General features: G+C 60.7%; 16 protein-coding genes. 2 read left to right on the top strand and 14 right to left on the bottom strand.

Going from position 1 to position 22,623, the window contains the following annotated elements; genetic code table 11:
• Positions 1–32: 32 nt before the first annotated feature.
• Positions 33–5,249 (bottom strand): dermonecrotic toxin domain-containing protein, encoded by a 5,217-nt coding sequence (locus tag KGB29_RS10360; RefSeq protein WP_154947063.1) that lies wholly within the window; start codon positions 5,247–5,249, stop codon positions 33–35.
• A gap of 207 nt (positions 5,250–5,456) precedes the next feature.
• Here KGB29_RS10360 and KGB29_RS10355 point away from each other — a divergent pair, with 207 nt between their 5' ends.
• The gene (locus tag KGB29_RS10355; protein ID WP_150815090.1) at positions 5,457–6,488 is read left to right on the top strand and encodes an alpha/beta fold hydrolase; all 1,032 of its coding nucleotides are present in this window, start codon (positions 5,457–5,459) and stop codon (positions 6,486–6,488) included.
• A 162-nt stretch (positions 6,489–6,650) separates the two neighbouring features.
• Here KGB29_RS10355 and KGB29_RS10350 read toward each other — a convergent pair whose 3' ends face one another.
• From KGB29_RS10350 to KGB29_RS10320, 7 genes are all read right to left on the bottom strand, one after another.
• Positions 6,651–7,979, bottom strand: a complete 1,329-nt coding sequence (locus tag KGB29_RS10350; RefSeq protein WP_150815089.1) for a sigma-54-dependent transcriptional regulator — start codon at positions 7,977–7,979, stop codon at positions 6,651–6,653.
• A complete protein-coding gene (locus tag KGB29_RS10345; RefSeq protein ID WP_150815088.1) occupies positions 7,976–9,877 on the bottom strand; it encodes a sensor histidine kinase in 1,902 nt (633 codons plus the stop codon). Before KGB29_RS10345 ends, KGB29_RS10350 begins: the two co-directional genes overlap by 4 nt.
• A 73-nt stretch (positions 9,878–9,950) precedes the next feature.
• Positions 9,951–10,685: an amino acid ABC transporter ATP-binding protein gene (locus tag KGB29_RS10340; RefSeq protein WP_057716227.1), complete on the bottom strand. Its 735-nt coding sequence runs from the start codon at positions 10,683–10,685 to the stop codon at positions 9,951–9,953.
• Complete coding sequence (locus tag KGB29_RS10335; protein ID WP_057716226.1) at positions 10,682–11,353, bottom strand: amino acid ABC transporter permease; 672 nt, start codon at positions 11,351–11,353, stop codon at positions 10,682–10,684. Before KGB29_RS10335 ends, KGB29_RS10340 begins: the two co-directional genes overlap by 4 nt.
• Entirely contained in the window at positions 11,353–12,099 is a 747-nt protein-coding gene (locus KGB29_RS10330; RefSeq protein ID WP_057716225.1) for an amino acid ABC transporter permease, read from the bottom strand. The genes KGB29_RS10335 and KGB29_RS10330 overlap by 1 nt, the downstream gene beginning before the upstream one ends.
• 194 nt (positions 12,100–12,293) lie before the next feature.
• Positions 12,294–13,208 (bottom strand): glutamate/aspartate ABC transporter substrate-binding protein, encoded by a 915-nt coding sequence (locus KGB29_RS10325; protein ID WP_150815324.1) that lies wholly within the window; start codon positions 13,206–13,208, stop codon positions 12,294–12,296.
• 277 nt (positions 13,209–13,485) lie between these two features.
• The gene (locus KGB29_RS10320) at positions 13,486–15,114 is read right to left on the bottom strand and encodes a glucan biosynthesis protein D (RefSeq protein ID WP_150815323.1); all 1,629 of its coding nucleotides are present in this window, start codon (positions 15,112–15,114) and stop codon (positions 13,486–13,488) included.
• Positions 15,115–15,530: 416 nt separating this feature from the next.
• On the opposite strand from KGB29_RS10320, the gene KGB29_RS10315 reads away from it, so the two are divergent.
• Entirely contained in the window at positions 15,531–15,716 is a 186-nt protein-coding gene (locus KGB29_RS10315) for a hypothetical protein (protein WP_046041279.1), read from the top strand.
• Between the two features lie 150 nt (positions 15,717–15,866).
• On the opposite strand, the gene KGB29_RS10310 is transcribed toward KGB29_RS10315, so the two are convergent.
• The 6 genes from KGB29_RS10310 to ydcS form a co-directional block, all read right to left on the bottom strand.
• Positions 15,867–16,373, bottom strand: a complete 507-nt coding sequence (locus KGB29_RS10310; protein WP_154947635.1) for a Bro-N domain-containing protein — start codon at positions 16,371–16,373, stop codon at positions 15,867–15,869.
• Between the two features lie 439 nt (positions 16,374–16,812).
• On the bottom strand, positions 16,813–18,237 hold the full coding sequence (locus KGB29_RS10305) for a gamma-aminobutyraldehyde dehydrogenase (RefSeq protein ID WP_154947634.1): 1,425 nt from the start codon (positions 18,235–18,237) through the stop codon (positions 16,813–16,815).
• A gap of 179 nt (positions 18,238–18,416) precedes the next feature.
• Complete coding sequence (locus tag KGB29_RS10300; protein ID WP_057716221.1) at positions 18,417–19,226, bottom strand: ABC transporter permease; 810 nt, start codon at positions 19,224–19,226, stop codon at positions 18,417–18,419.
• On the bottom strand, positions 19,216–20,163 hold the full coding sequence (locus KGB29_RS10295) for an ABC transporter permease (protein WP_015093713.1): 948 nt from the start codon (positions 20,161–20,163) through the stop codon (positions 19,216–19,218). The genes KGB29_RS10300 and KGB29_RS10295 overlap by 11 nt, the downstream gene beginning before the upstream one ends.
• Before the next feature lies 1 nt (position 20,164).
• A complete protein-coding gene (locus KGB29_RS10290; protein ID WP_102670121.1) occupies positions 20,165–21,202 on the bottom strand; it encodes an ABC transporter ATP-binding protein in 1,038 nt (345 codons plus the stop codon).
• Positions 21,203–21,458: 256 nt separating this feature from the next.
• Positions 21,459–22,610 carry a putative ABC transporter substrate-binding protein YdcS gene (gene ydcS, locus KGB29_RS10285; RefSeq protein ID WP_057716218.1) on the bottom strand — a complete coding sequence of 384 codons (1,152 nt, stop codon included), beginning with the start codon at positions 22,608–22,610 and terminating at the stop codon, positions 21,459–21,461.
• Positions 22,611–22,623 lie beyond the last annotated feature (13 nt).

Raw genomic sequence — 22,623 nt, 5'->3', positions numbered from 1 at the left:
CGGAGCACATGGCGTGCTCCGCCGTTGTTGCTTTACAGCGAGGAAAAGTGTTTGTTGCCCAGCGTTTTGCCGATTTCTCCGCGCCAGATCGCCTCGACCGTACCGCCACTGGCGGCCACGTCCTTCTGCCATTGCAGGCCCAGGTTGCGTTGTTCCGGCAGTTTCAGATGGCCTTTGACGAAGTCGCTGAACTGGGGCTTGGCCGAGGTGTAGTGGAAGTGTGCGTACCACAGGGTTTGCGCGGGTTCGCTACGCAGGTCGCGCACCTCGTACTCCTGGAGGAAATCCCTGCGTCCATCCGTGCGTTTGCCCAGGTCGCGCAGGCCGCCCTCCTTGCGGATGTCCACCACGCGTTGTTCAAGCAGATAGTCCAGATAGCCCTCGGTGGGGGTTTTGCTGTTCAGGGTCTGCTCAATACGCAACGTGCGGCCGGCACGGGTCAAGTCATTCGCGCGATTGCGCAATTGCAGCGCGACCGTCTCCGTGGGCGACAGGCGTTCGATGGCCCGGGCTCGCATGTTCAGTTCCGCAGCTTCACTGATCATCATGTGTTCCAGATCGACCGGCAACATGTCCTGACGGGCGTAGCCTTCGACTTTGCTTTTGTAAACATCTACGGTGCCGAGCCTTTTTCTGGCCTCCACCAGCAATGGCGTGATATCGGTCACAAGTTCCGTTGGCGCTGCCGCCACGGGCTCACTGAGATGATATTTGCCGCTGGAGGAACGGGGTAGCCAGGTTTCCCTGAACCCATTTGCACCCTCGACGGTGAAGCGCTGTTGGCGGGTTGCGGTATCCGTGCTGGCGATGCCGATGAGCAACTGATTGTCTTCCGTCTCGAACAGCTGCTTTGACGCATTTCCCGCTTTTGCACTGTTGGATGGGCGTGTCTTGATGGCATGGCGAGCCGCCGCTTCGACTTCTGCCAGATTGTCGAGAAACGCCGTGACCTGCTCCAGATCCAGATGCTGCGGATAGCCCAGCACCCAGGCCCCGAGATTGCGACGAAATTCGGCGTAGGTCGCCAGGCAATCTTCGAGCACTTTGTTTCGCTGGGTAAACGTGGCCTGTACTTCAGGCAATTGATGTTGGGTCAGCAGCGCTCGTCCGACCTTGTTGCGGGCCTGTTTCAACTGTACGTGAAAGTAGACCCAGGACTGGTCGGAGACAGCGGTGTAGTGAGTGATGATCTCCAGCTCATTCGCCGTTTTCAGGTAGTAGTAATTGGCATCGCTGAATTTTTCGTTAAGCATGGCCATATCCGCGGCCATCTTTGATTTTTGCATGCGGTTGGTGATCCGCCCGTTCCATCGATTGGCTTCTGCAACCTGTGTATGAAGCCGGTCCAAGTCCTTGAGAAACTCGATTCGCAATTCCTTGCGTTGCGCCATCAGTTGAATGTGTGCGTCGGTATTGCTGAACGGCGTTGCCTCCGAACGGGCAATCATCTGATCGATGCGGTTGAGCTGTTCCACCAGGCGCTCCTTGACCAAACTGATTCGCCGCACCACTCGGTCGACGATGACCCAGGCGCAGCGGCTTTGAGCATCTTCGACCAGCATGCGTCTGCGGCCGTGGCTGATCAGCATCAGTTCTTCAAGGTTCAGGTACTGGGCCTGCGCCAGCTCGAGGTCGTTCACGCAAAGAATGTCGGCATTGGCTCGAAGCGGTTGGCGCTGCTCCCGGTCAAGGCTGAAGTAATGTTCCAGCACAGTGTTGGAACTGCGAGTCTGGGTCCCGAGTCGCCGGGTATAGGCGTCGGCGGTGTTGGTCAACGTCAACTGGCGTCGCAATGCCCGGTCCGTCCACCAGCGCGGCAGCCAACGGCGAATGGCGGCGGGCCAGAGCGGGTCGAGGCCGTCAGCCAGATGACCGAGCACCGCGCCGCCACCGGCACCGCCGCCTGCCGTCACGGTGCCGTACACCGCGTAATGGGTGTTCCAGTGGCCGCTTTCATCCAGGGCGATGGGTTGTTTGTAGGTTCGGCTGCTGGTAGCACTCAAGCGCCACTGCGGTGGGTTGTCGGTCAATTCGATGCGATAGATACGACCCTGGCGGACCATGAAGTCGCCGTCGGCGTGGCGATAAACGTTGCGATAAATCCCTTCGGTGCCCGGTTGCAGGCCGGCGAAGGAAATCTCGTGTTCGTACTCATAGCCCCTGAAGCGTTCGAGGGTGCGTCGGACCTGCTGCGGGGTCGAGACCTGCAAGGCGCCCGGTTGTCTGGTCAGGGCGCGCAATTGTCGCCCGCGAGTGGCGGCGCGCGCGGCGCTGGAAGCGGCGCCAGCAACGGGCAGCACATCCATGGCTGCGTCGATCAACGACAGCAACACGGCTTCCACCTCGGCCAGGCCATGGCCGACATCACCGCGCAGGAAGGCCGCCGCTGCCTGATTGGCGCTGTTCCAGGCGTCGTACAGGGCAATGGCGGTACCGATGAAAGGCACGACGCCCAGCGCCATTTTCAAGTAGTTGAACATGGCCCCGGAGCGCAGCGCGACGTGCTCCAGATACAAGGCATCGTTGGAGCGCGATGTCGACCGATGCGCCTCCAGCAAACGGCCCATGTGCACATTGAGCAGATGCGCTGCCAGGGATGTACTGGCTGGCCAGGCGGTGCCGACGCCGATCAGGGCATCGAAGTTTTTCACCCGGGCCTGGTTGATCCGGCTGACGTGCGAGGCAAATTCCCCGGTCAGGGCGCGACCGGCCAAATAGTTGACCATCGTGCTGTTCAGGCATTGGTTGAAGAGGAACGTCCGCGCCTGTTCAAGGCTGTCGAACTGACGCACAAACACCCCATCGGGGCAGTCAGGCCGATAGAGCAGGGTCAGGCCGCTGATCTGCTCGACGATAAAAGTCACCCCGGCCAGGGTGCTCGGCCCCTCGCCCGGCGTGTCCGTACCGCCAACGGTCAGGTGCGCGGGCAACAACACGATGCGCTTGCCGTCGACCGCAAAGGCTTCACGACTGTTGGCGTCGATGGCGATCTGCAGCACGCGTTGGCCGGCGACGTCGATGTCCTTGGCCAGCACGGCGAATTCGCCTTGCAACTGGAGCATCAGCCGCCACGGTTCGCTCAGGCATTCACGACGAAATTCATTGCTGAAGGCCGAGGCGCCAGGGGCGCCAAGGAAGGTCTCGCGAATCAGCCTTTCGTATTTCCCGGCCAGATCCAGCTCGGTGACCATGTTGCGCAAATAGTCCTGGGTGATGCCGGTTTTCAGCTTCTGCCGTTGCCCCTCGTCGGCGCCGCTGATCTCGACCTGCATCAGCGACACCCGATACCACATCGACTGATCGATATTGCCTTGCGCCAGTTCGGCGAGGGACAACAGGCTGCGCTGCTGGCTGCCAGTCAGTACATTCTTTTGCGGTGTTCCCGGCGCAGCGCCCTCGATAAGTACCTTGCGCCACGTGGTGGTGTCGGGGATGTCCAGCAACACCTCAACGTTTTGCGTCAGGGCGAAGTCTTTGCGCAGGCGGGCGTCGATAGCCTTTTTGCTGAATGACTCGCGCAGTGGCAGTTCCCGTTCAAGCAGTCGATGGGAGCGCTTCATCGCCGCGATGTAGGCGGTGAACAACGCCTTGAGCCGATCGCGTTCGGCCGCGGACAGTGCGCTGAGGGACGACGGCAAGTGTGTTGCCAGCGTGGCGCCGCGGTTTTGCTCGACGATGTGTGCGAAGGCCAGCTCCCGCGCGGAGACAGTGGGGACGGTCAGGCGGGCGAGCGTCTGTTCACGCAGTTTTTCCAGTTCCGCCGCCCGCTGGCCGGCATGGGAGGGCACGGGGTTGGCGGTCATCAGCCGCGTCGCATGCTGTTCACAACTGTGAAGCTGGGTTTGCAGGGTGTACTCGATCGGGTTGCCGGCCAACGGCAAAAGTTGCAGCGCTTGCGTGTCGTCGTTGGCCGGCTGCCTGAACATCTTCTGCTCCAGTGCCTGGCGGGAGGCGAACCGTTGCAGGCCGCCGAAATGTCCGGGCCAGTAGAGCAACACGCTGTCGCTGGCGGACGGCAGCAATGCCGATGGCCGGGCATACAGCAGTACACCGTCGAGCTCCTGGGTCTGCGTACGGAGGGCGTCGTCTTCGCTGTCAGTCGCGGTCAACACCAGTCGGGCGACCACCACATCGGCCGGTCGAGGTTTTTCGGGCGCGTCGAGCACGGCCGTCAGCCACTGATATTCATCGCTGCTGATCTGATTCAGGCTCAATTGCAGATCGGCTTCGGCACGCAGGCCACTCAGGCGCGCCTGGTACAGGGCCTTGTAATGTGTGCCCGACGAGTGGCGCAGTTCCAGCAGTTGCGGTGCCTCGTCGGCGCTTAACAGGGCACTTGCGGCCTCGCTGCTGGCCTGTTCGGCGGCGCGCAGAGCGTCGAATTGCTGTTGCAGCCTCTGCATGCGCGGGTCGTCGGTGGTGCCTGCAAAGTCCAGCCCCAGAAAGTTTTGCAGTGCCGTTTGCTGTTGCACTAAAGCGCTGTGGCGCAGGCTGAAGGGAACGTCGGGGCTCAGTTGCCCGAACGGGGCGATGTCGTTGCTTGAATCCGGCAGGGGCAGGTCGGTGGGCGAGGCAAAAACACGGTCGTTGCGTTGCCGCTCGGCAGGGGCTGTGGCCAGTCCCGCCAACAGGGACTCGGCACTTTTCGTCAGCTGCGGGGTGTCCAATACGGTGTAATCGACCGTGACGCGGCTGCCCTCGGGTTCAGGTTGCTGCTGGGTTAACCAGCGTTCCAGACTGTTGCGATTTTCAAAGGTCATCCAGGGCGCTTGCCGAGACGGCAGATACAGCAACTGGGTGACCGGTTGGTCGGTGTTGCGGGTAATGACCAGGGCACCCGGCAGTTCGTCAGTCAGACTGCTGTTGCCCCCGAGCGACAGGGTCTCGACGTAAACCAGGATCTCGGGGGAGGTTGTCTGCGCTGCCGGGTTGACGAGATCCAGCAGCACATTGAACTGTTCGGCATTCAAGGTGCCCTGGGCAAATGCCAATTGGCACGACGCTTCGAAATGTTGGCGATACAAGCGGATGGCCTGTGCCTTGCGTGAAACGTCGGTACCGCGTGCGCGTGCCTGCCACCAGTTCGTGGTCAAGGGAACTTGCGGGTTCTGCGCCATGAGGGCCAGCCATTGATCGCGGCAGTCGTTCCAGCGCGCCGAGGCGCTCAGGTACAGGTTTTCATCCGTGTCTCGGGCCAATGAGGAGACGTGGCCGAAGTCGGCCAGCGGTGCGGCAGGTGATTCGTGCATGAAGAAGGACTCCGATGGGTGAAAAAATCGGGGCCATTAAAGTTCGTTCGAGAAGAGGCATGGTGGTACATAGTTATCGCGTGCCGCTGTCTGGTCTGACGACCGTCCGGCACTCTTCATCAAACTGTCACGTAACTGTGGCAGCGCGCTTGAACAAACTTCATCAGACTCGCGCTCTACTGGGGTTCTGCGTTTTGGTGTTTCTTCATGCGTGTTTTCTTATCAAGATTTGTTTTTTTGGCCGCCTTTTTATTCGGCCTGCCGTCCCTGGCGGCTTCGCGTTGTGATGTCAATGTTCCGACCGAACGGGTGGATCTGGCCCAGGTAAGCCTGGCGTACCAGAGCATTGGCCGTGCGTCGGATCCGGCATTGCTGCTGGTGATGGGGCTGGGCGGGCAATTGATTCACTGGCCGGACGAGGTGGTTGTCGCCCTGTGCCAGCAGGGGTTCCGGGTGATCCGCTATGACAATCGCGATGTCGGCCTGTCGACCTGGCGGCAAGCACCGGCCGACGCCAACCTGACCTTCGAAGTGCTGCGCTACAAACTCGGATTGCCGGTGTCGTCACCGTACTCGCTGACCGACATGGCCGACGATGGCCTGGGCTTGATGGACGCCTTGCACATCGATCAATTCCACGTGTTGGGCGCCAGCATGGGCGGCATGATTGCCCAGCACATGGCTGCCATGGCACCGCAACGGGTCGAGAGTCTGACCCTGATCATGACCACCTCCGGCGCCGAAGGCTTACCGGCACCGAGTGCGGCGCTGGTGCAGTTGTTGGCGAGGCGCGGCGCACCGAACCGCGAAGTGGCCCTGGAGCAACAGGCCGACTTGCTGGCGGCGCTGGGCAGCCCGATAGTGACCGACGATCGCCAGGCGTTGCTGCATCAGGCGGCGCAGTCCTATGACCGGGCGTTCAATCCCGAGGGGGTGAAACGCCAGATCGTGGCCATTCTCGCCGAGCCGAGCCGGGTAACCCTGCTCAATCAGTTGCGGGTGCCGGCGCTGGTGGTGCATGGTACCGCCGACCCGCTGTTGCCGGTGATGCACGGGGTGCATCTGGCGGCGCATCTGCGCGGCAGTCAGTTGATCCTGATTCCGGGCCTGGCCCATCGTTTCCAGGAGGCGTTCAAGGCGCCGTTGCTGGCGGCGGTGTTGCCGTACTTGCGCGAGCACCGAGAAGACACTTCACATTGGGCGCAAATCGAGCCTGTGGTCGATCACAACCTCCTGTAACCCCCCCGATCCTATGTGGGAGCGGGCTTGCTCGCGAAAGCGGTGTGTCAGTCAACTTAAATGCCAACTGATATGCCCTCTTCGCGAGCAAGCCCGCTCCCACAGGGGAATGCATTCAGCCGTGAAAGCGTAACCACGCCAGTTTCGGGCGGCAGGTCTCGCTTAATGGCTCAGGCCGTACTTTTTCACTTTGTCGAACAGAGTGGTCTTGGCCATGCCCAGTTCCTGGCTGGCCTGGGTCAGGTTGCCGCCGCTGCGTTGCAAGGCGTCGCTGAGCAGATTGCGCTCGAACGCTTCCACCGCTTCGGCAAAGGCCAGGCCCTGATTGCCGCCACCGGCACCGGTTTTCTTGAACGCCGGCAGGCCCAGGGCAAAGCGCTCGGCAACGTTGCGCAGTTCACGCACGTTACCCGGCCAATCGTGGCTCATCAGGTTCGAAACGGTCTGGTTGTCCAGCTCCGGCACCGTGCGGTCGAAGCGTAGGGACGACTGCTGCAAAAAGTGTTCGAACAGTTGCAGGATGTCTTCGCGGCGCTCGCGCAGCGGCGGCAGTTCCAGGGTCACCACGTTGAGGCGGTAATACAGGTCGCTGCGGAACTCGCCGGCCTTGCTCGACTCGACGAGGTCGGATTTGGTCGCAGCGATGACGCGGCAATCCACCGCAACGCTCTGGTTAGAACCGAGGCGTTCGAGGGTGCGCTCCTGTAATACCCGCAGCAGTTTGATCTGCAAGGGCAGGGGCATGCTTTCCACTTCGTCGAGGAACAGCGTGCCGCCGTCGGCGTGTTCGATCTTGCCGATCCGCCGTTTGCCCGCGCCGGTAAAGGCGTTGGCCTCGTGGCCGAAAATTTCGCTTTCGAACAGGTTTTCCGGCAGGCCGCCGCAGTTCAGTGCGACGAACTGTTTGGTGTGGCGCCGACTGAAATCATGCAGGCAACGAGCGACCAGTTCTTTGCCAGTGCCGGTTTCGCCCTCGATCAGCACGTTGGCCGAGGTGTCGGCGACGTTGGCGATCAATTCGCGCAAGTTCTGCATGGCTGGCGAACGGCCGATGATCCGCCCTTCGAGGGAATCGCGCTCGGCCAGTTGCCGACGTAACGAGGAGACTTCCCGCGCCAGGCTGCGTTGCTCCAGTGCGCGGCGGGCCACGTCCACCAGGCGCTCCGGGGAAAACGGCTTTTCCATGAAGTCGTAGGCGCCTTTCTGCATCGCGCCGACGGCCATGGATATGTCGCCGTGCCCGGTGATCAGCACCACCGGCAGGCTGCGGTCGCGCTCCTTGAGTCGTGTCAGCAGTTCCAGGCCATCGATGCCCGGCAGGCGAATGTCGCTGACGACGATGCCGGCGAAGTTGTCGCCGACCCGCTCCAGGGCCTCTTCGGCGCTGCCCACGCCAATGCAGGGAATGTCTTCCAGGGTCAGCGCCTGTTGGCAGCCGAGCAGCACATGGGGGTCGTCTTCGACGATCAATACACTAAGGTCGTTGTTCATATTGGCTCGGCGGGAGTGGGGCTTACCAACGGTAAACTGAGGACGAATGCAGTGCCACCGCTGGCCGGGTGCTCGACACCCAGGTGACCGCCGGTGGCGGCGGCGAGGCTGGCGGAAAGGGTCAGGCCCAGGCCCAGGCCCTGTTCGCCGGGTTTGGTGGTGAAAAACGGTTCGAACAGGTGCTTGCGCGCTTCGGCGTCGATGCCGTGGCCGTTGTCACGCACCCGCAGGCGGTATTTGCCATCGAACGCTTCGCCTTCGAGCCACAGCTCGGGTTGCGGCTGCGCTTGCATGGCGTCGAGGGCGTTGCCGATCAGGTTGACCAGAATCTGCTCCAGGCGGGTCTGGTCGATCTGCACCTGCACATCGGTGAAGTCGCGGTGTAATTGCAGCTGAATATTTTCCACCCGGGCGCCTAGCAATTGCAGGGCCGCGTCCACCGCTTTGCCGAGGCAGGCCTGGCCTTTGTCGTCTCCGCGCCGGGCGAACGAGCGCAGGCTCGCGGTGATCCGGCCCATGCGGTCGATCAGTTCGTTGATGGTCTTGAGGTTGGTGCTGGCCACGTCGAGCTGGCCGCGTTCGAGGAAGCGCACGGTATTGCCGGACAAGGTGCGCAGCGCCGCCAGCGGCTGGTTCAGTTCGTGGGCGATGCTGGTGGACATCTGGCCGATGGCCGCGAGCTTTCCGGCCTGCACCAATTCATCCTGGGCGCGGCGCAAAGTCTCTTCGGCGAGCCGGCGTTCGCGGATCTGGCCCTTGAGCCGTTCGTTGCTGGCGCGCAGGTCGGTGGTGCGTTCGGTAATCCGACGCTCCAGCTGATTGTTGGCTTCCTGCAAGGCTTCCCGGGCTGCGAGGCGGGTGGCAATCACCTTGCGCCGCTCGTTCCAGGCGATCAAAAGGAACGCCAGGAGGGCAAACGCCACGGCCACCAGGATCCCCTGGTTGATCGCTTCGCGGCGCAAGTCCTGGAGTGGCGTGAGCAGGGTGAAATTCCACGGCGTATCGCTCAAGGGCCGGGTTTGCGCCAGATAGCTGATGTTTTCATCGTCGGACACCAGTTCGCTGTTGGCCGGGAACGTGAGTTTTTCCACGCCTTCGGACAGGGTTTCCCGGGCCAGCGGTTGCAGTTCATTGAGCGGGAACCAGTAGTACTGCAGGCTGCGGGCGAGTTTTTCCTTGGTTTCTTCGCTCAGCGGCACCACCGATTTCAAGCGCCGCGCCGGATCGCTGGAAAGAATGATGATGCCGTTTTCGTCGCTGACGAAGGCTTCCAGGCGGGCCCGTTGCCAGCGTTCTTCCATGGCTTCCAGGCGAACCTTGACCACGGCTACGCCGATGATCTTGCCGTGTTCTTCCAGGCCATGGGCCAGGTAGTAACCGGGTTCGCCGTTGGTGCTGCCGATGCCATAGAAACGCCCCGGCTGACCGCGCACGGCGTTCTGGAAATAGGCGCGAAAGGACAGGTCTTCACCCAGGTAACTGTCGACATCGCGCCAGTTGCTGGTGGCCATGACGCGACCGGTGGTGTCCATCACGTAGATGGCCCGACTGCGGCTGCGCCGGTTCAGGCCTTCGAGGTAATCGTTGACCGTCTGTCGGTGTTCCGGGTTCGGGTCGGCCAGCAACTGCGAAACGCTGGTTTCGAGTTCCAGCAGGCTGGGCAGGTAGGTGTATTTGCTGATTTCGCTTTCGACGGCGCGCGCGTGCAGTTCCAGCTGGCGCTGGCCGTTTTCGCTGAGGCTGCGGATGCCGTAGTGCTCACTGATCCAGAAGCCGATATAGCCCAGGCCGATCATCATGGCGATGATCAGTGGCGGCAGGAACAAATGACGAACCAGACGGGGTTTCACGGCGAGTGATGGCGACGTGGCGCGATAAAGAGTGGGGTCGCATTTCATCACAGATGCCTTGGGTCAACCACAACGCAAATCTCAAGATCACCACTGAACCAGTGTGGGAGCGGTGTTTTTCTTAGTGCTGCAGAATCTTGTTGAGGAAGTGCTGCGTACGCTCCGCGCGGGCATTGATGTCACCGAAGAACTCTTCTTTCTTGCAGTCTTCGATGATCTTGCCCTGGTCCATGAAAATCACGCGGTCGGCCACTTTACGGGCGAAGCCCATTTCGTGGGTCACGCACATCATGGTCATGCCTTCGTGGGCCAGTTGTACCATCACGTCGAGCACTTCGTTGACCATTTCCGGGTCGAGCGCCGAGGTCGGTTCGTCGAACAGCATGACGATCGGGTCCATCGCCAGCGCACGGGCAATCGCCACACGCTGCTGCTGACCGCCGGACAGTTGGCCAGGATGCTTGTGGGCGTGGGCCGAGAGACCGACGCGCTCGAGCAGTTGCAGGCCTTTCTTGGTGGCCTCTTCCTTGCTGCGGCCCAACACCTTGATCTGCGCGATGGTCAGGTTTTCGGTGATGGTCAGGTGCGGGAACAGCTCGAAATGCTGGAACACCATGCCCACGCGCGAGCGCAGTTTCGGCAGGTTGGTCTTCGGGTCGGCGATGGAGGTGCCGTCGACCACGATGTCGCCTTTCTGGAACGGTTCCAGGGCGTTGACGCACTTGATCAGGGTCGACTTGCCGGAACCGGATGGCCCGCACACCACGATCACTTCGCCTTTTTTGACCTCGGTGCTGCAATCAGTCAGTACCTGGAAGTCCCCATACCACTTGTTGATGCTTTTGATAGAGATCATACGGCGAACCTTTTTTGCAGACGCTTGACCAGCTGCGAGGCGGCAAAGCTGATGATGAAGTACACGAGACCCGCGAAAATCAGGAACTCATTGGAGCGGCCAATGATGTCGCCACTGGCGCGCGAAGCATTGAGGAAGTCCACCAGGCCGACGGCGTAGACCAGCGAGGTGTCCTGAAACAGGATGATGCTCTGTTGCAGCAACAGCGGCGTCATCTTGCGGAACGCTTGCGGCAGGATGATCAGGCGCATCATCTGGCCGTAAGACATGCCCAGTGCCTGGGCAGCACCCATCTGGCCCTTGGGAATCGACTGCACACCGGCGCGGACGATTTCGCAGAAGTACGCCGCTTCGAACATCATGAAGGCCACGATGCACGAAGCGAACGCGCCGATCGGCGTGTCTTCGCCGGTGATCCAGCGCAGCACGAACGGTACCGCCAGGTAGAACCAGGTGATCACCAGCAGCAATGGGATCGAGCGGAAATAGTTGACGTACGCGCCGGCGATGTTCGACAGCACTTTGTTGTGGGACAGACGCATCAACGCCAGGATGGTGCCGAGGATGATGCCGCCGATCACGCCCATGGCCATCAGCTTGAGGGTCATGATCATGCCGTTCCACAGGCCCGGCAGGGACGGGATGATGCCCGAGAAGTCGAATTCCATCATTTACCCCCTACGGAAATCAGGCCCGGTACGGCGACTTTCTTCTCGACCACGCGCATCAGCAACATCAGGCTCATGTTCAGGGTGAAGTAGATCAGCGTTGCCAGGGTGAAGGCTTCGAACAGGTTGGCGGAGAACTCGGCGGTCTGCTTGGTCTGCGCGAGCAGCTCCATCAAACCGATCAGCGAGGCCACGGAGGTGTTCTTGAAGACGTTCAGGAATTCCGAGGTAAGCGGCGGAATGATGATCCGGTAGGCCTGGGGCAGCAGCACGTTCCAGTAGATCTGCGGCAGCTTGAAACCCATGGCGCGAGCCGCGGATTCCTGGCCTTTTGGCAGGGCCTGGATACCGGTGCGCACCTGTTCGCAAACCCGGGCGGTAGTGAACAGGCCCAGGCACACGACGACGCTGAGGAAGGCCGAGGTGGTCGGGTTCAGATCCTGCTTGTACCACTCTTGCAGGTCGGCCGGCAGCAGGTCGGGTACCAGGAAGTACCAGATGAACAGCTGAACCAGCAGCGGCACGTTACGGAAGAGTTCGACGTAGCAGGTGGCGATGCCCGATACGATGCGGTTCGGCACGGTACGCATGACGCCCAGGATCGAGCCCAGTGTCAGGGCGATGATCCAGGCCGCGATGGCGATGCCGATGGTCCAGGCCAGACCGGTCACGTACCAGTCGAAATAGGTCTCGCTGCCCACGCCGGTGGACTTGAAGAACACGCCCCAGTCCCAGTTGTAATTCATTAGGGTCTCCCCTCAGTTCAATCGATGTACAAGTGCCCGCTTGGGGGAAGCTCCGTTCCCGCCCGACCTTTACGATCAGGCACACGCTCCCGGCTCGACAGCCACCGGTTCGAGTGTTTCCAAAAAATGCCAGCAGGAAGTGACCACCTCCTGAAAGGGCCAGGGCCCTCTCAGGAGATAAGGTTAGTCAGAAATCAGGACTTCTTGTCGTCAGCCGCTTTATCAGTCGGTTTGGCGATCAGGGCCTTGAGTTCGTCGCTCATCGGGAAGTTCAGGTTCAGGCCTTTTGGCGGGATCGGTTGCATGAACCATTTTTCGTAGATCTTGTTGATCTCGCCCGATGCGTAGGTGGCCTTGATGGCGTCATCCACAGCCTTTTTGAACGGCTCGTCGCCTTTGCGCACCATGCAGCCGTAGATTTCGTAGGACTGTGGAGTGCCGGTAACGGCCCAGTCACTTGCCTTCTTGGCCTTGGCTGCTTCACCGGCCAGCAGGGCGTCGTCCATCATGAAGGCCACTGCGCGGCCGGTTTCCAGCATCTGGAAGGACTCGCCGTGGTCTTTGGCGGAGATGACGTTCATGCCCATCTGCTTGTCGGCGTTCATCGCCTTGAGGATGCGCTCGGACGTGGTGCCAGCGGTGGTCACGACGTTCTTGCCGGCCAGGTCAGGGAAATCCTTGTACTTGGAGTCGGCCTTGGACAGCAGGCGAGTACCGATTTCGAAGATGCCAACGGAGAAGTCAACTTGCTGCTGACGCTCGACGTTGTTGGTGGTGGAGCCGCACTCGAGGTCCACGGTGCCGTTTTGCACCAGAGGGATACGGGTTTGCGAAGTCACCAGGTTGTACTTGACCTGGAGGTTCGGCATGTCGAGGTCTTTTTTCAGCGCTTCGACGACTTTCAGCTGGATGTCGTGGGAGTAGCCGACCGGTTTGCCGGTAGCGTCTGCAATGTAGGAGAACGGAATGGAAGCGTCGCGATGGCCCAGGGTGATGACACCGGACTCTTTGATCTTCTTCAGGGTGCCGGTGAGTTCGGCGGCGAAAACTGGCGTGCTGATCAGAGCGGCAGCAATGGCTGCGCCCAGGATGTGGGGAACGATGCGCATCAAATTTTCCTCGACATTGTTTTTTTTATGGAGCCAGTTCATCGGCCCTTTTGTGCTGCAAAACACCTGAGCGCTACGATGAGTCGGCGCAAAGGACATTCGTCGAAGAAGTGTAGAGCATGACTCGTGCCAGACCAGTCATTATTAGTTACATCATTGATTTGTAAGGAAAAATAATATTTTGTGCGCTGAAATTTCAGTGAAGTGATCCGGTTAACCGAACCGACCGTCAGGTCGCGTTCGGAAAACCGAATGGTGGCGGGGTGCTACCCGGCCATCAGGGGTATTTGCGCTTGTCCGGCGCCGGCGGGAAGTACTGGTACAACCAGGTCTCACTCAGCGTACGGTCGTTGGTGCGGATGAACAGGCGCAGTTCGACGGGTTCCACGCTGTCATTGGTCGGGTACCAGTCAAACAGGATGCGGTAGCCCTTGATGTCATCGAGCTTGAGGACGCTGAAATCCTTGACCTCGCCGTTCGAGCAAGTGACCACCGGCTCGATGCCCGCGCCTTCAGGCAAGCGGTCCAGGCCGCCGCCGGTGAAGTCCACGGCAAAACGACGGGCCCAGACTGGCGGATAGTGTTCGCCCGGCGCCCAGCCCTCAGTGAAGCCGCCCATCCCGGAGCGGGTCGCATTGACCCGTGCCAGCGGCGTTCCGACCGGCGGCAATGCGCTCCAGTACAGCTTGTAGCCGTAGTTCAGCGAGTCGCCGGCCGCCACCGGTTTCTTCGGCGTCCAGAAGGCGACGATGTTGTCCATGGTCTCGCCGGTTGTCGGGATCTCCAGCAGGTCGACCGAGCCTTCGCCCCACGCCGTGGTCGGTTCTACCCACAGGCTCGGGCGACGGCTGTACCAGTCGACGGTGTCCTGATAGCTGGCGAACTCGTGGTCGGTCTGCACCAGGCCGAAGCCCTTCGGGTCGGTATCGGCGAAGGCATTGAATTGCAGGGTGGCCGGGTTGTTCAGCGGGCGGCAGATCCACTCGCCGTTACCGCGCCACATGGCCAGGCGGTCGGAGTCGTGGATTTGCGGGTGAATGGTGTCGCACATCCGGCGCTCGTGGGTGCCGCAACTGAACATGCTGGTCATCGGCGCGATGCCCAACTGGTCGATGGCGGTGCGTGCGTTGACGTGGGCATCGACCTCCATCACCACGCGCTCGGCCTGGCAGTCGATATCGAAGCGGTAGGCACCGGTGGCGCTCGGCGAGTCGAGCAGGGCGTAGACCACGAAGCGGGTGCTGTCCTTGTTCGGTGTCTCGAACCAGAACTTGGTGAAGTCGGGAAATTCTTCGCGTTTCTTGGCGTAGGTGTCGATCGCCAGGCCGCGGGCCGACAAACCATACTGGCCGGTGGCGTCTACCGCACGGAAGTAACTGGCACCGAGGAAGGACACGACGTCGTGCTTGTCCAGTTCCGGGGCCTTGAACAGCTTGAAGCCGGAGAAACCCAGGTCGCCCTTGAGCTGTGCGGTGTCGACCGTGGTGTTTTCATAGTTGAACAGCGACGGGCGGAAATGCACCTCGCGGGCCATCCGGGTTTTCGGATCGACGCTGTACATGCGCACCGGCTGCTTGAACCCCATGCCGACGTGGAAGAACTGCACGTCCAGCTGCCCCTTGTTTTCTTTCCACAACGAATGATTGCCGTCGTAGCGAATCGCATTGAAGTTCTGCGGGGTCATGGTCGCCAGGGTCGGCGGCAACTGTTGCTTGGTGTCCTGGTAGCGATTGCTGGCGAGCTGTTTGGCCTGGAGCTTCAGCGCCTCGAAATCGAACGCGGTGGCCTCGCCATCAGCGGTGCCACCGCTGGCGGCCCAGGCCTTGGCGGCCAACAGGCCCGTGGCGGACAAACCGGTGTAGGCCGCGATGGCCATGGAGGCTTTGAGCAAGTTCCTGCGGTGCATAAATACAACCTGTCGTGAGCAATCCCGCGCCGTTCCTGGCACGTGCTGGATCAGAAATATCGGTTCGGACATGCCTTCGGCCAAACGCAACGGACTTATAAACAGATGCCCGACAGCTTAAACCGTTCGAATGCGGAGCAAAATTGATTGATGGCACTGCGCTGGCTCTGCAATGAAACAAGACATGTCGGGAAACAATTCCGACAGGGGTTTCTGATTTAGAGGGCATTTCTGCTTTTTTCGACTAATTACTCTAAAAACCGCTTTTCAGCGCCCGGATTATTTCTATTCTGTGCACATGACCGGTTTAAGCCCGAAAGACCGGTGCGGTTCAGTCGGCACGATGCGGCTGCCGAAAAGGGGTAGGGCGATGCGGTTTTTTGCAGTTTTCTTTGACGTTTAGAAGGACATCGTCCATGTCGAAAGTACAAGGCATCACCGAAATGTTGGGAATCTTTCCGTGTCTGGCCCTGGGGCGAAGAAGACGCCGGCTCAACAGCGAGGAAATGAAACTGGTGGAACGCTATCGGGAGCTGTCGGAGAGCGACAGGATTGCGATGAGGTATCTGGTGGACGCGATGAGGAGTGTTTCGCGGTTTTGAGTGGACCTGGAGCCGTAATGTAGGAGCGAGCCTGCTCGCGATGGTCGTTAACGATGACGCGTCCGTTCTGGATGTACGCGGTGTCTTTGAGTCCATCGCGAGCAGGCTCGCTCCTACAGTTTCCCTTTTTGATCGGCTCGATTTATCCCTTCAACGGCAAGTGCCCGAGATTGGAAAGGGTCGCTGCACTTGCATCAGTTCAGGCATGTCTCGCCACTTGATCCAGGCGTGGTGTTGGTAATGCAGCAAGGGCACCGAAACTCCGGCCCAATTCAAGGAACTCAGACTTGGCAGGTTTTCCACAGGCTCTGATTTCGCATCACGCAGCGAGGGTATGACTTCGTTGCTCAACCACTGACGCAGATTGCGGTTTTCCGGGACGAAGTGGTGAACCAGCAAGGCGTACACGCCTGATTCGCTGACCATCAGGGTTTCGACCGTTTTGCCGTCTTTGCGAAGCCAGACGGTGCGACGTTGGTCTGCGTCGAGTTTCAGGGTGAGCCGTTCATTCAGGGGTTTGCCCATCAGGCGCCCAAGGTCCTGAACACAGAACCAGGCCTGGTTTTCTTGCATGAAAGCGTGGAGGAAGCGGTTGTGGCGGGTGAAGACAGTGGGATCGAAATAGGGAAGAGGCGAGCCTTGAGGATGCATTGGCATGGCGTGATTTCCGTTTTGGCTTGGAAAGTCGCCACCAACCCTTCGACAGGTTGGGTGGCGGACCGAGTGGCGTTCGAAGTCGGGACACTTCCAAGTCAAAACGGAAGCCGAAAGGCCCGCGCCACACGGCCCGCCATAATGCAGAACTGAAGGCATAAAACAGCCACAGTTCTATGGGGGCACACGAGCACCGTTTTGACTTGTTCCGGCTTCGACTCCGGGCCGCTGATTTGGCAGCGACGGAACAAAGCCTATCGGTCAGGCGCTCGCGGCGCCAAGTCTACTCTGGCGACGCTTGTTGTAGGAATCGAGGGTTTTTCAGGCAGGCTGAATCTGTAGGAGTTTACTGTTTGCAGTGTGGCGGTGGCGCCATCGCGAGCTGGCTCGCTCCTACAGGGGAATGCGTTCCAAATGTGGGAGCAAGCCTGCTCGCGATGCTTTAGTGCTTGAACATCACATGCCGCACAACGGTGTAGTCCTCCAGCCCATACATGGACATGTCCTTGCCATAGCCGGACAGTTTCTGACCGCCGTGGGGCATTTCGCTGACCAGCATGAAGTGCGTGTTGACCCAGGTGCAGCCGTACTGCAAACGCGCTGACAGGCGATGGGCGCGGCCGACGTCGGTGGTCCACACGGAGGAGGCCAGGCCGTAGTCCGAATCGTTGGCCCAGCCCAGCACTTGGGCTTCATCGGTGAATTTGGTTACTGACACCACTGGCCCGAACACTTCGCGGCGCACGATTTCGTCGTCCTGTTGTGCGTCGGCCAGCACGGTCGGTTCGAAGAAGAAACCATCGCCCTCAACCGCCTTGCCGCCAGTGATCAAACGAATGTGTGGCTGGGCGATGGCGCGCTCGACGAAGCCGGCAACACGGTCGCGGTGTTGCGCGGTGATCAGCGGGCCGAGTTCGGTCGACGGATCATCCTGCAAGCCGTACTTGATGCTGCTGACGGCGGCGCCGAGCTTCTCCACGAACTTGTCGTAAATGCCTTCCTGGGCATAGATGCGGCAGGCGGCGGTGCAGTCCTGGCCTGCGTTGTAGAAACCGAAGGTGCGGATGCCTTCGATGGCGGCATCGATGTCGGCGTCGTCGAAGATGATCACCGGGGCTTTGCCGCCCAGTTCCATGTGCATGCGTTTGACGGTGTCGGCGGTGCTGGAGATGATGTTCGAGCCGGTGGCAATCGAACCGGTCAGCGACACCATGCGCACTTTCGGGTGAGTGACCAATGGGCTGCCGACGGTAGGACCACGGCCGAACACCAGGTTGAGTACGCCGGCCGGGAAGATATCCGACGCCAGCTCAGCCAGGCGCAGGGCTGTCAGCGGAGTCTGTTCCGACGGTTTGAGCACCACGGTATTACCGGCGGCGAGGGCCGGGGCGATTTTCCAGGCGACCATCATCAATGGGTAGTTCCACGGCGCAATGGAGGCGATCACGCCCACCGGATCTCGGCGGATCATCGAGGTGTGACCCGGCAAGTACTCACCACCGGTTGAACCACTCATGCAGCGGCTGGCGCCGGCGAAGAAACGGAACACGTCGGCAATTGCCGGGATCTCGTCGTTCAGCGCAGCGCTGTAAGGTTTGCCGCAGTTGTCCGATTCCAGTTTGGCCAGTTCTTCGCCGTGGGCTTCGATGGCATCGGCGAGTTTGAGCAGCAGCAGCGAGCGGTCTTTCGGCGGGGTATGCGACCAGCTGTCGAACGCAGCGTCGGCGGCGCGCACGGCGGCATCGACCTGGGCTTCGCTGGCTTCGTTGATTTCCACCAACACACTACCCAGCGCCGGGTTGAACACAGGTTGGGCGGGGCCTTCGCCGCTTTGCAGTTGGCCGTTGATCAGGAGTTTGGTTTGCATGGCTTTGTCCTCTTCGGAACTGTTGTTTTTTCTCGGTGGAAACCGGCTCTAATTGTGGGAGCGGGCTTGCTCGCGAAAGCGGTGTGTCAGGCACCATCACTGTTGAATGTGATGGCCTCTTCGCGAGCAAGCCCGCTCCCACATTGAATTCGGCTCCTACCGGGAGTAATCGTTGTCAGTTACTTACCACCACTGCCCGCAACGCTCTCACCACCACGGGTCAGGTAATAAGCGCCGAGGATCGGCAGCATGGTCACCAGCATCACCAGCATCGCCACGACGTTGGTCACCGGCACGTCCCGTGGGCGGCTGAGCTGGTTGAGCAGCCACAGCGGCAGGGTGCGTTCATGGCCGGCGGTGAAGGTGGTGACGATGATTTCGTCAAACGACAGGGCGAACGCCAGCATGCCGCCGGCCAGCAATGCCGAGCCGAGGTTCGGCAGGATGATGTAGCGGAAGGTCTGCCAGCCGTCGGCGCCGAGGTCCATCGAGGCCTCGATCAAACTGTGTGAGGTGCGGCGCAAGCGGGCGATGACGTTGTTGTAGACAATCACCACACAGAAGGTCGCGTGGCCGACGATGATGGTGAACATCCCCGGCTCGATTCCCAGGGTCTTGAAAGTCGCCAGCAATGCGATCCCGGTGATGATCCCCGGCAGGGCAATCGGCAGGATCAGCATCAGCGAGATGCCTTGTTTGCCGAAGAAGTCCCGGCGGTACAACGCGGCCGAAGCCAATGTGCCAAGGACCATGGCGATCAGGGTGGCAATCGAGGCGATCTGCAACGACAGCTTGATGGCCTCGAGCACGTCCGGCCGCGAGAACGCCACGCCGATCCACTTCCAGGTGAAACCCTTGGGTGGAAAGCTGAACGCCGCGTCTTCGGTATTGAAGGCGTACAGGAAGATGATCAGGATCGGGAAGTGCAGGAACACCAACCCGCCCCAGGCGGCGAGGCGCAGGCCCAGGGAAGCTTTGTCAGAGTGCATCGAAGGCCCCCAGTCGTTTGACGATGGACAGGTAAATGGCGATCAGCACGATAGGCACCAGGGTGAAAGCAGCGGCCATCGGCATGTTGCCGATCGCGCCTTGCTGGGCATACACCATGCTGCCGACGAAGTAGCCGGGCGGGCCGACCAGTTGCGGCACGATGAAGTCGCCCAGGGTCAGCGAGAAGGTGAAGATGGAACCGGCGGCAATGCCCGGGATCGACAGCGGCAGAATCACTTGCATGAAGGTCTGGCGCGGCTTGGCGCCGAGGTCGGCGGAGGCTTGCAGCAGCGAAGGCGGCAGGCGTTCCAGCGAGGCCTGGATCGGCAGGATCATGAACGGCAGCCAGATGTAGACGAACACCATGAAGCGCCCCAGGTGTGAGGTCGACAAGGTGCTGCCGCCAACTCCCGGAATGCCCAGTACGAACTGCAGGACCGGCTCCAGCCCCAGGTGCTGCACGAACCACTGCGCCACGCCGCCCTTGGCCAGCAGCAGTGTCCAGGCGTAGGCCTTGACGATGTAACTGGCCCACATCGGCATCATCACCGCGATGTAGAAAAACGCCTTGGTCTTGCCGGTGGTGTAGCGCGCCATGTAGTAGGCAATCGGGAACGCGACGATGGCGCTGGCAATCGATACGGCAATCGCCATGCCCAGGGTGCGCAGGATGATGTCGAAGTTCGACGGCTGGAACAGCGCGGTAAAGTTCGCCAGGGTCAGGTCGGGAGTGACCGCCATGGTGAAGTCATCGAAGGTGTAGAAACCTTGCCACAGCAGGACCAGCAATGAACCCAGGTAGATCGCGCCGAACCACAGCAACGGCGGCACCAGCAGTAGCGACAGGTAAAAATTCGGCCGGCGATACAGCAGGTTGGAAAACCTGCGCAGCAGCGAGCCGCTGGCCGGAGATTGAGGGATAGCCACGGTGTTCATCTCACACCCCGCCTGCAACGGTATCGTGCAGCGGAATCATTGCCTCGCGCGCCCAGCGTGCGCTGATGCGCTGCCCGGTCTGGTGCTGTGCACTGGTGTCCAGCCACTGGTTGTTGGCCTTGCTGATGTTCAGGGTCTGGCCGTTTTCCAGTTTCAGCTCATAGCGAGTCGCACTGCCCTGGTACTGGATGTCATGCAGCAAACCGCTGACTTCAATCTCGTGGCTGGCCAGCGGACCTTCGGCGAATCGCACGTGTTCCGGGCGAATCGAGAACGGTTGCGGATTGCCACTCAACTGTTTGGCCAGATCGCCGCGAATCACGTTGGATGTGCCAACGAATTCCGCCACGAAGGTGGTGGCCGGTTTCATGTACAGGTTGCGCGGGCTATCGACTTGTTCGATGCGGCCCTTGTTGAATACGGCCACGCGGTCGGACATCGACAAGGCTTCGGTCTGGTCGTGGGTGACGAAAATGAAGGTGATGCCGAGCTGACGTTGCAGCTTCTTCAGCTCGCCCTGCATTTGCTCGCGCAACTTCAGGTCGAGGGCGCCGAGGGGTTCGTCGAGCAGCAGCACCCGTGGACGATTGACCAGGGCGCGGGCCAGGGCTACACGCTGGCGCTGACCACCGGAGAGCTGCACCGGCTTGCGCTCGCCGTAGCCACCGAGGGCGACCATGTCGAGGGCTTCTTCGGCGCGCTTGAGACGTTCGGCCTTGCCGACGCCTTTGACTTTCAAGCCGTAGGCGACGTTGTCGCGAACGTTCATGTGCGGGAACAACGCGTAATCCTGGAACACGGTGTTCACGTCGCGCTGGTACGGTGGCAGGCCGGCGGCCTCCTCGCCATGAATACGGATGGAGCCCGCGCTCGGTTGTTCAAAACCGGCAATCAGGCGCAAACAGGTGGTCTTGCCCGAGCCGGACGGCCCCAGCATGGAGAAAAACTCGCCGTCCTGGATGTCGATGGAAACCCGGTCTACGGCTTTCACTTCGCCGAATTGACGGGAAACGTTGGTGAACTGGACTGCAAGCGTCATGGTGCGGTGCTCCAAAAAGGCGAAGGCCGTCGCAGCGGCCCTGCCTGGACTTCTGAAAAAACTGAATCGTGTTCGCGCATGTGTGGCTGGAATACTGACTGTGGCGAGGGGGCTTGCCCCCGTTGGGCTGCGCAGCAGCCCTGAAAACGGTGGACGCGGTCTGCCAGACCGCAGTGACGGACTAGGGGAGGGCTTCGCCCTCCAACGGGGGCAAGCCCCCTCGCCACAAAAGCGTTTTTGCCACAGAAACGGTGTGTTACCTGCCGCCCATGATCGCGATGTAATCCTGGGTCCAGCGGCTGTACGGCACGAACTTGCCGCCTTCAGCCTGCGGGGTTTTCCAGAAGGCGATCTTGTCGAAATTGTCGAAACCGTTGGTCTTGCAGCCTTCGGCACCGAGTAATTCACTGCCCTTGCACGCTGCCGGCACTGCTGGCAACGAACCGAACCAGGCCGCTACGTCACCCTGGACTTTCGGTTGCAGCGACCAGTCCATCCACTTGTAGGCGCAATTGGGGTGCTTGGCTTCGGCATGCAGCATGGTGGTGTCGGCCCACCCGGTGGCGCCTTCTTTCGGGATGGTCGAGGCGATTGGCTGCTTCTCGTTCATCAGGCCGTTGACCTGATACGGCCAGGCACCGGAGGCGACCACGCCTTCGTTCTTGAAGTCGCTCATTTGCACGGTGGTGTCGTGCCAGTAGCGGTGGATCAACGGCTGCTGGGCGCGCAGCAGATCGAGCACGGCCTTGTACTGGGCTTCGGTCAGTTCGTACGGGCTCTGGATACCCAGTTCCGGCTTGGCGGACTTCAGGTACAGCGCCGCGTCGGCGATGTAGATCGGGCCGTCATAGGCCTGCACGCGCCCCTTGTTCGGCTTGCCGTCCGGCAGGTTTTCCGCGTTGAACAACACGCCCCAGCTGGTGGGCGCGGTCTTGAACACGTTGGTGTTGTACATCAGCACGTTCGGGCCCCATTGGTACGGGGTGCCGTAGGTCTGCTTGTTGACCACGTACCAGGGTGCATCCTTGAGGCGCGGGTCGAGGTTTTTCCAGTTCGGGATCAACGCGGTGTTGATCGGCTGCACACGCTTGCCGACGATCAGGCGCAGGGAGGCGTCGCCGGACGCGGTCACCAGATCGTAACCGCCCTTGGCCATCAGGCTGACCATTTCATCGGAGGTGGCGGCGGTCTTGACGTTGACCTTGCAGCCGGTTTCCTTCTCGAACCCGGTCACCCAGTCGTAGGCCTTGTCGCTCTCGCCACGTTCGATGTAGCCGGGCCAGGCCACAATATCCAGTTGGCCTTCGCCCGCCCCGACAGCTTTGAGCGGCTCGGCGGCCTGGACACTGGCGCTGGCCAGCAGCGCGGTGGTGATTGCACTGAGCAGTGCGGTCTTGTGCACGAACATTGGAATTCCCTCT

Source organism: Pseudomonas sp. BF-B-30, assembly GCF_019956305.1.
GTDB classification, from domain to species: domain Bacteria; phylum Pseudomonadota; class Gammaproteobacteria; order Pseudomonadales; family Pseudomonadaceae; genus Aquipseudomonas; species Aquipseudomonas jessenii.
The sequence above is the reverse complement of the archived record's forward strand: the minus strand, read 5'-3'. Positions and strand labels throughout refer to the sequence as shown.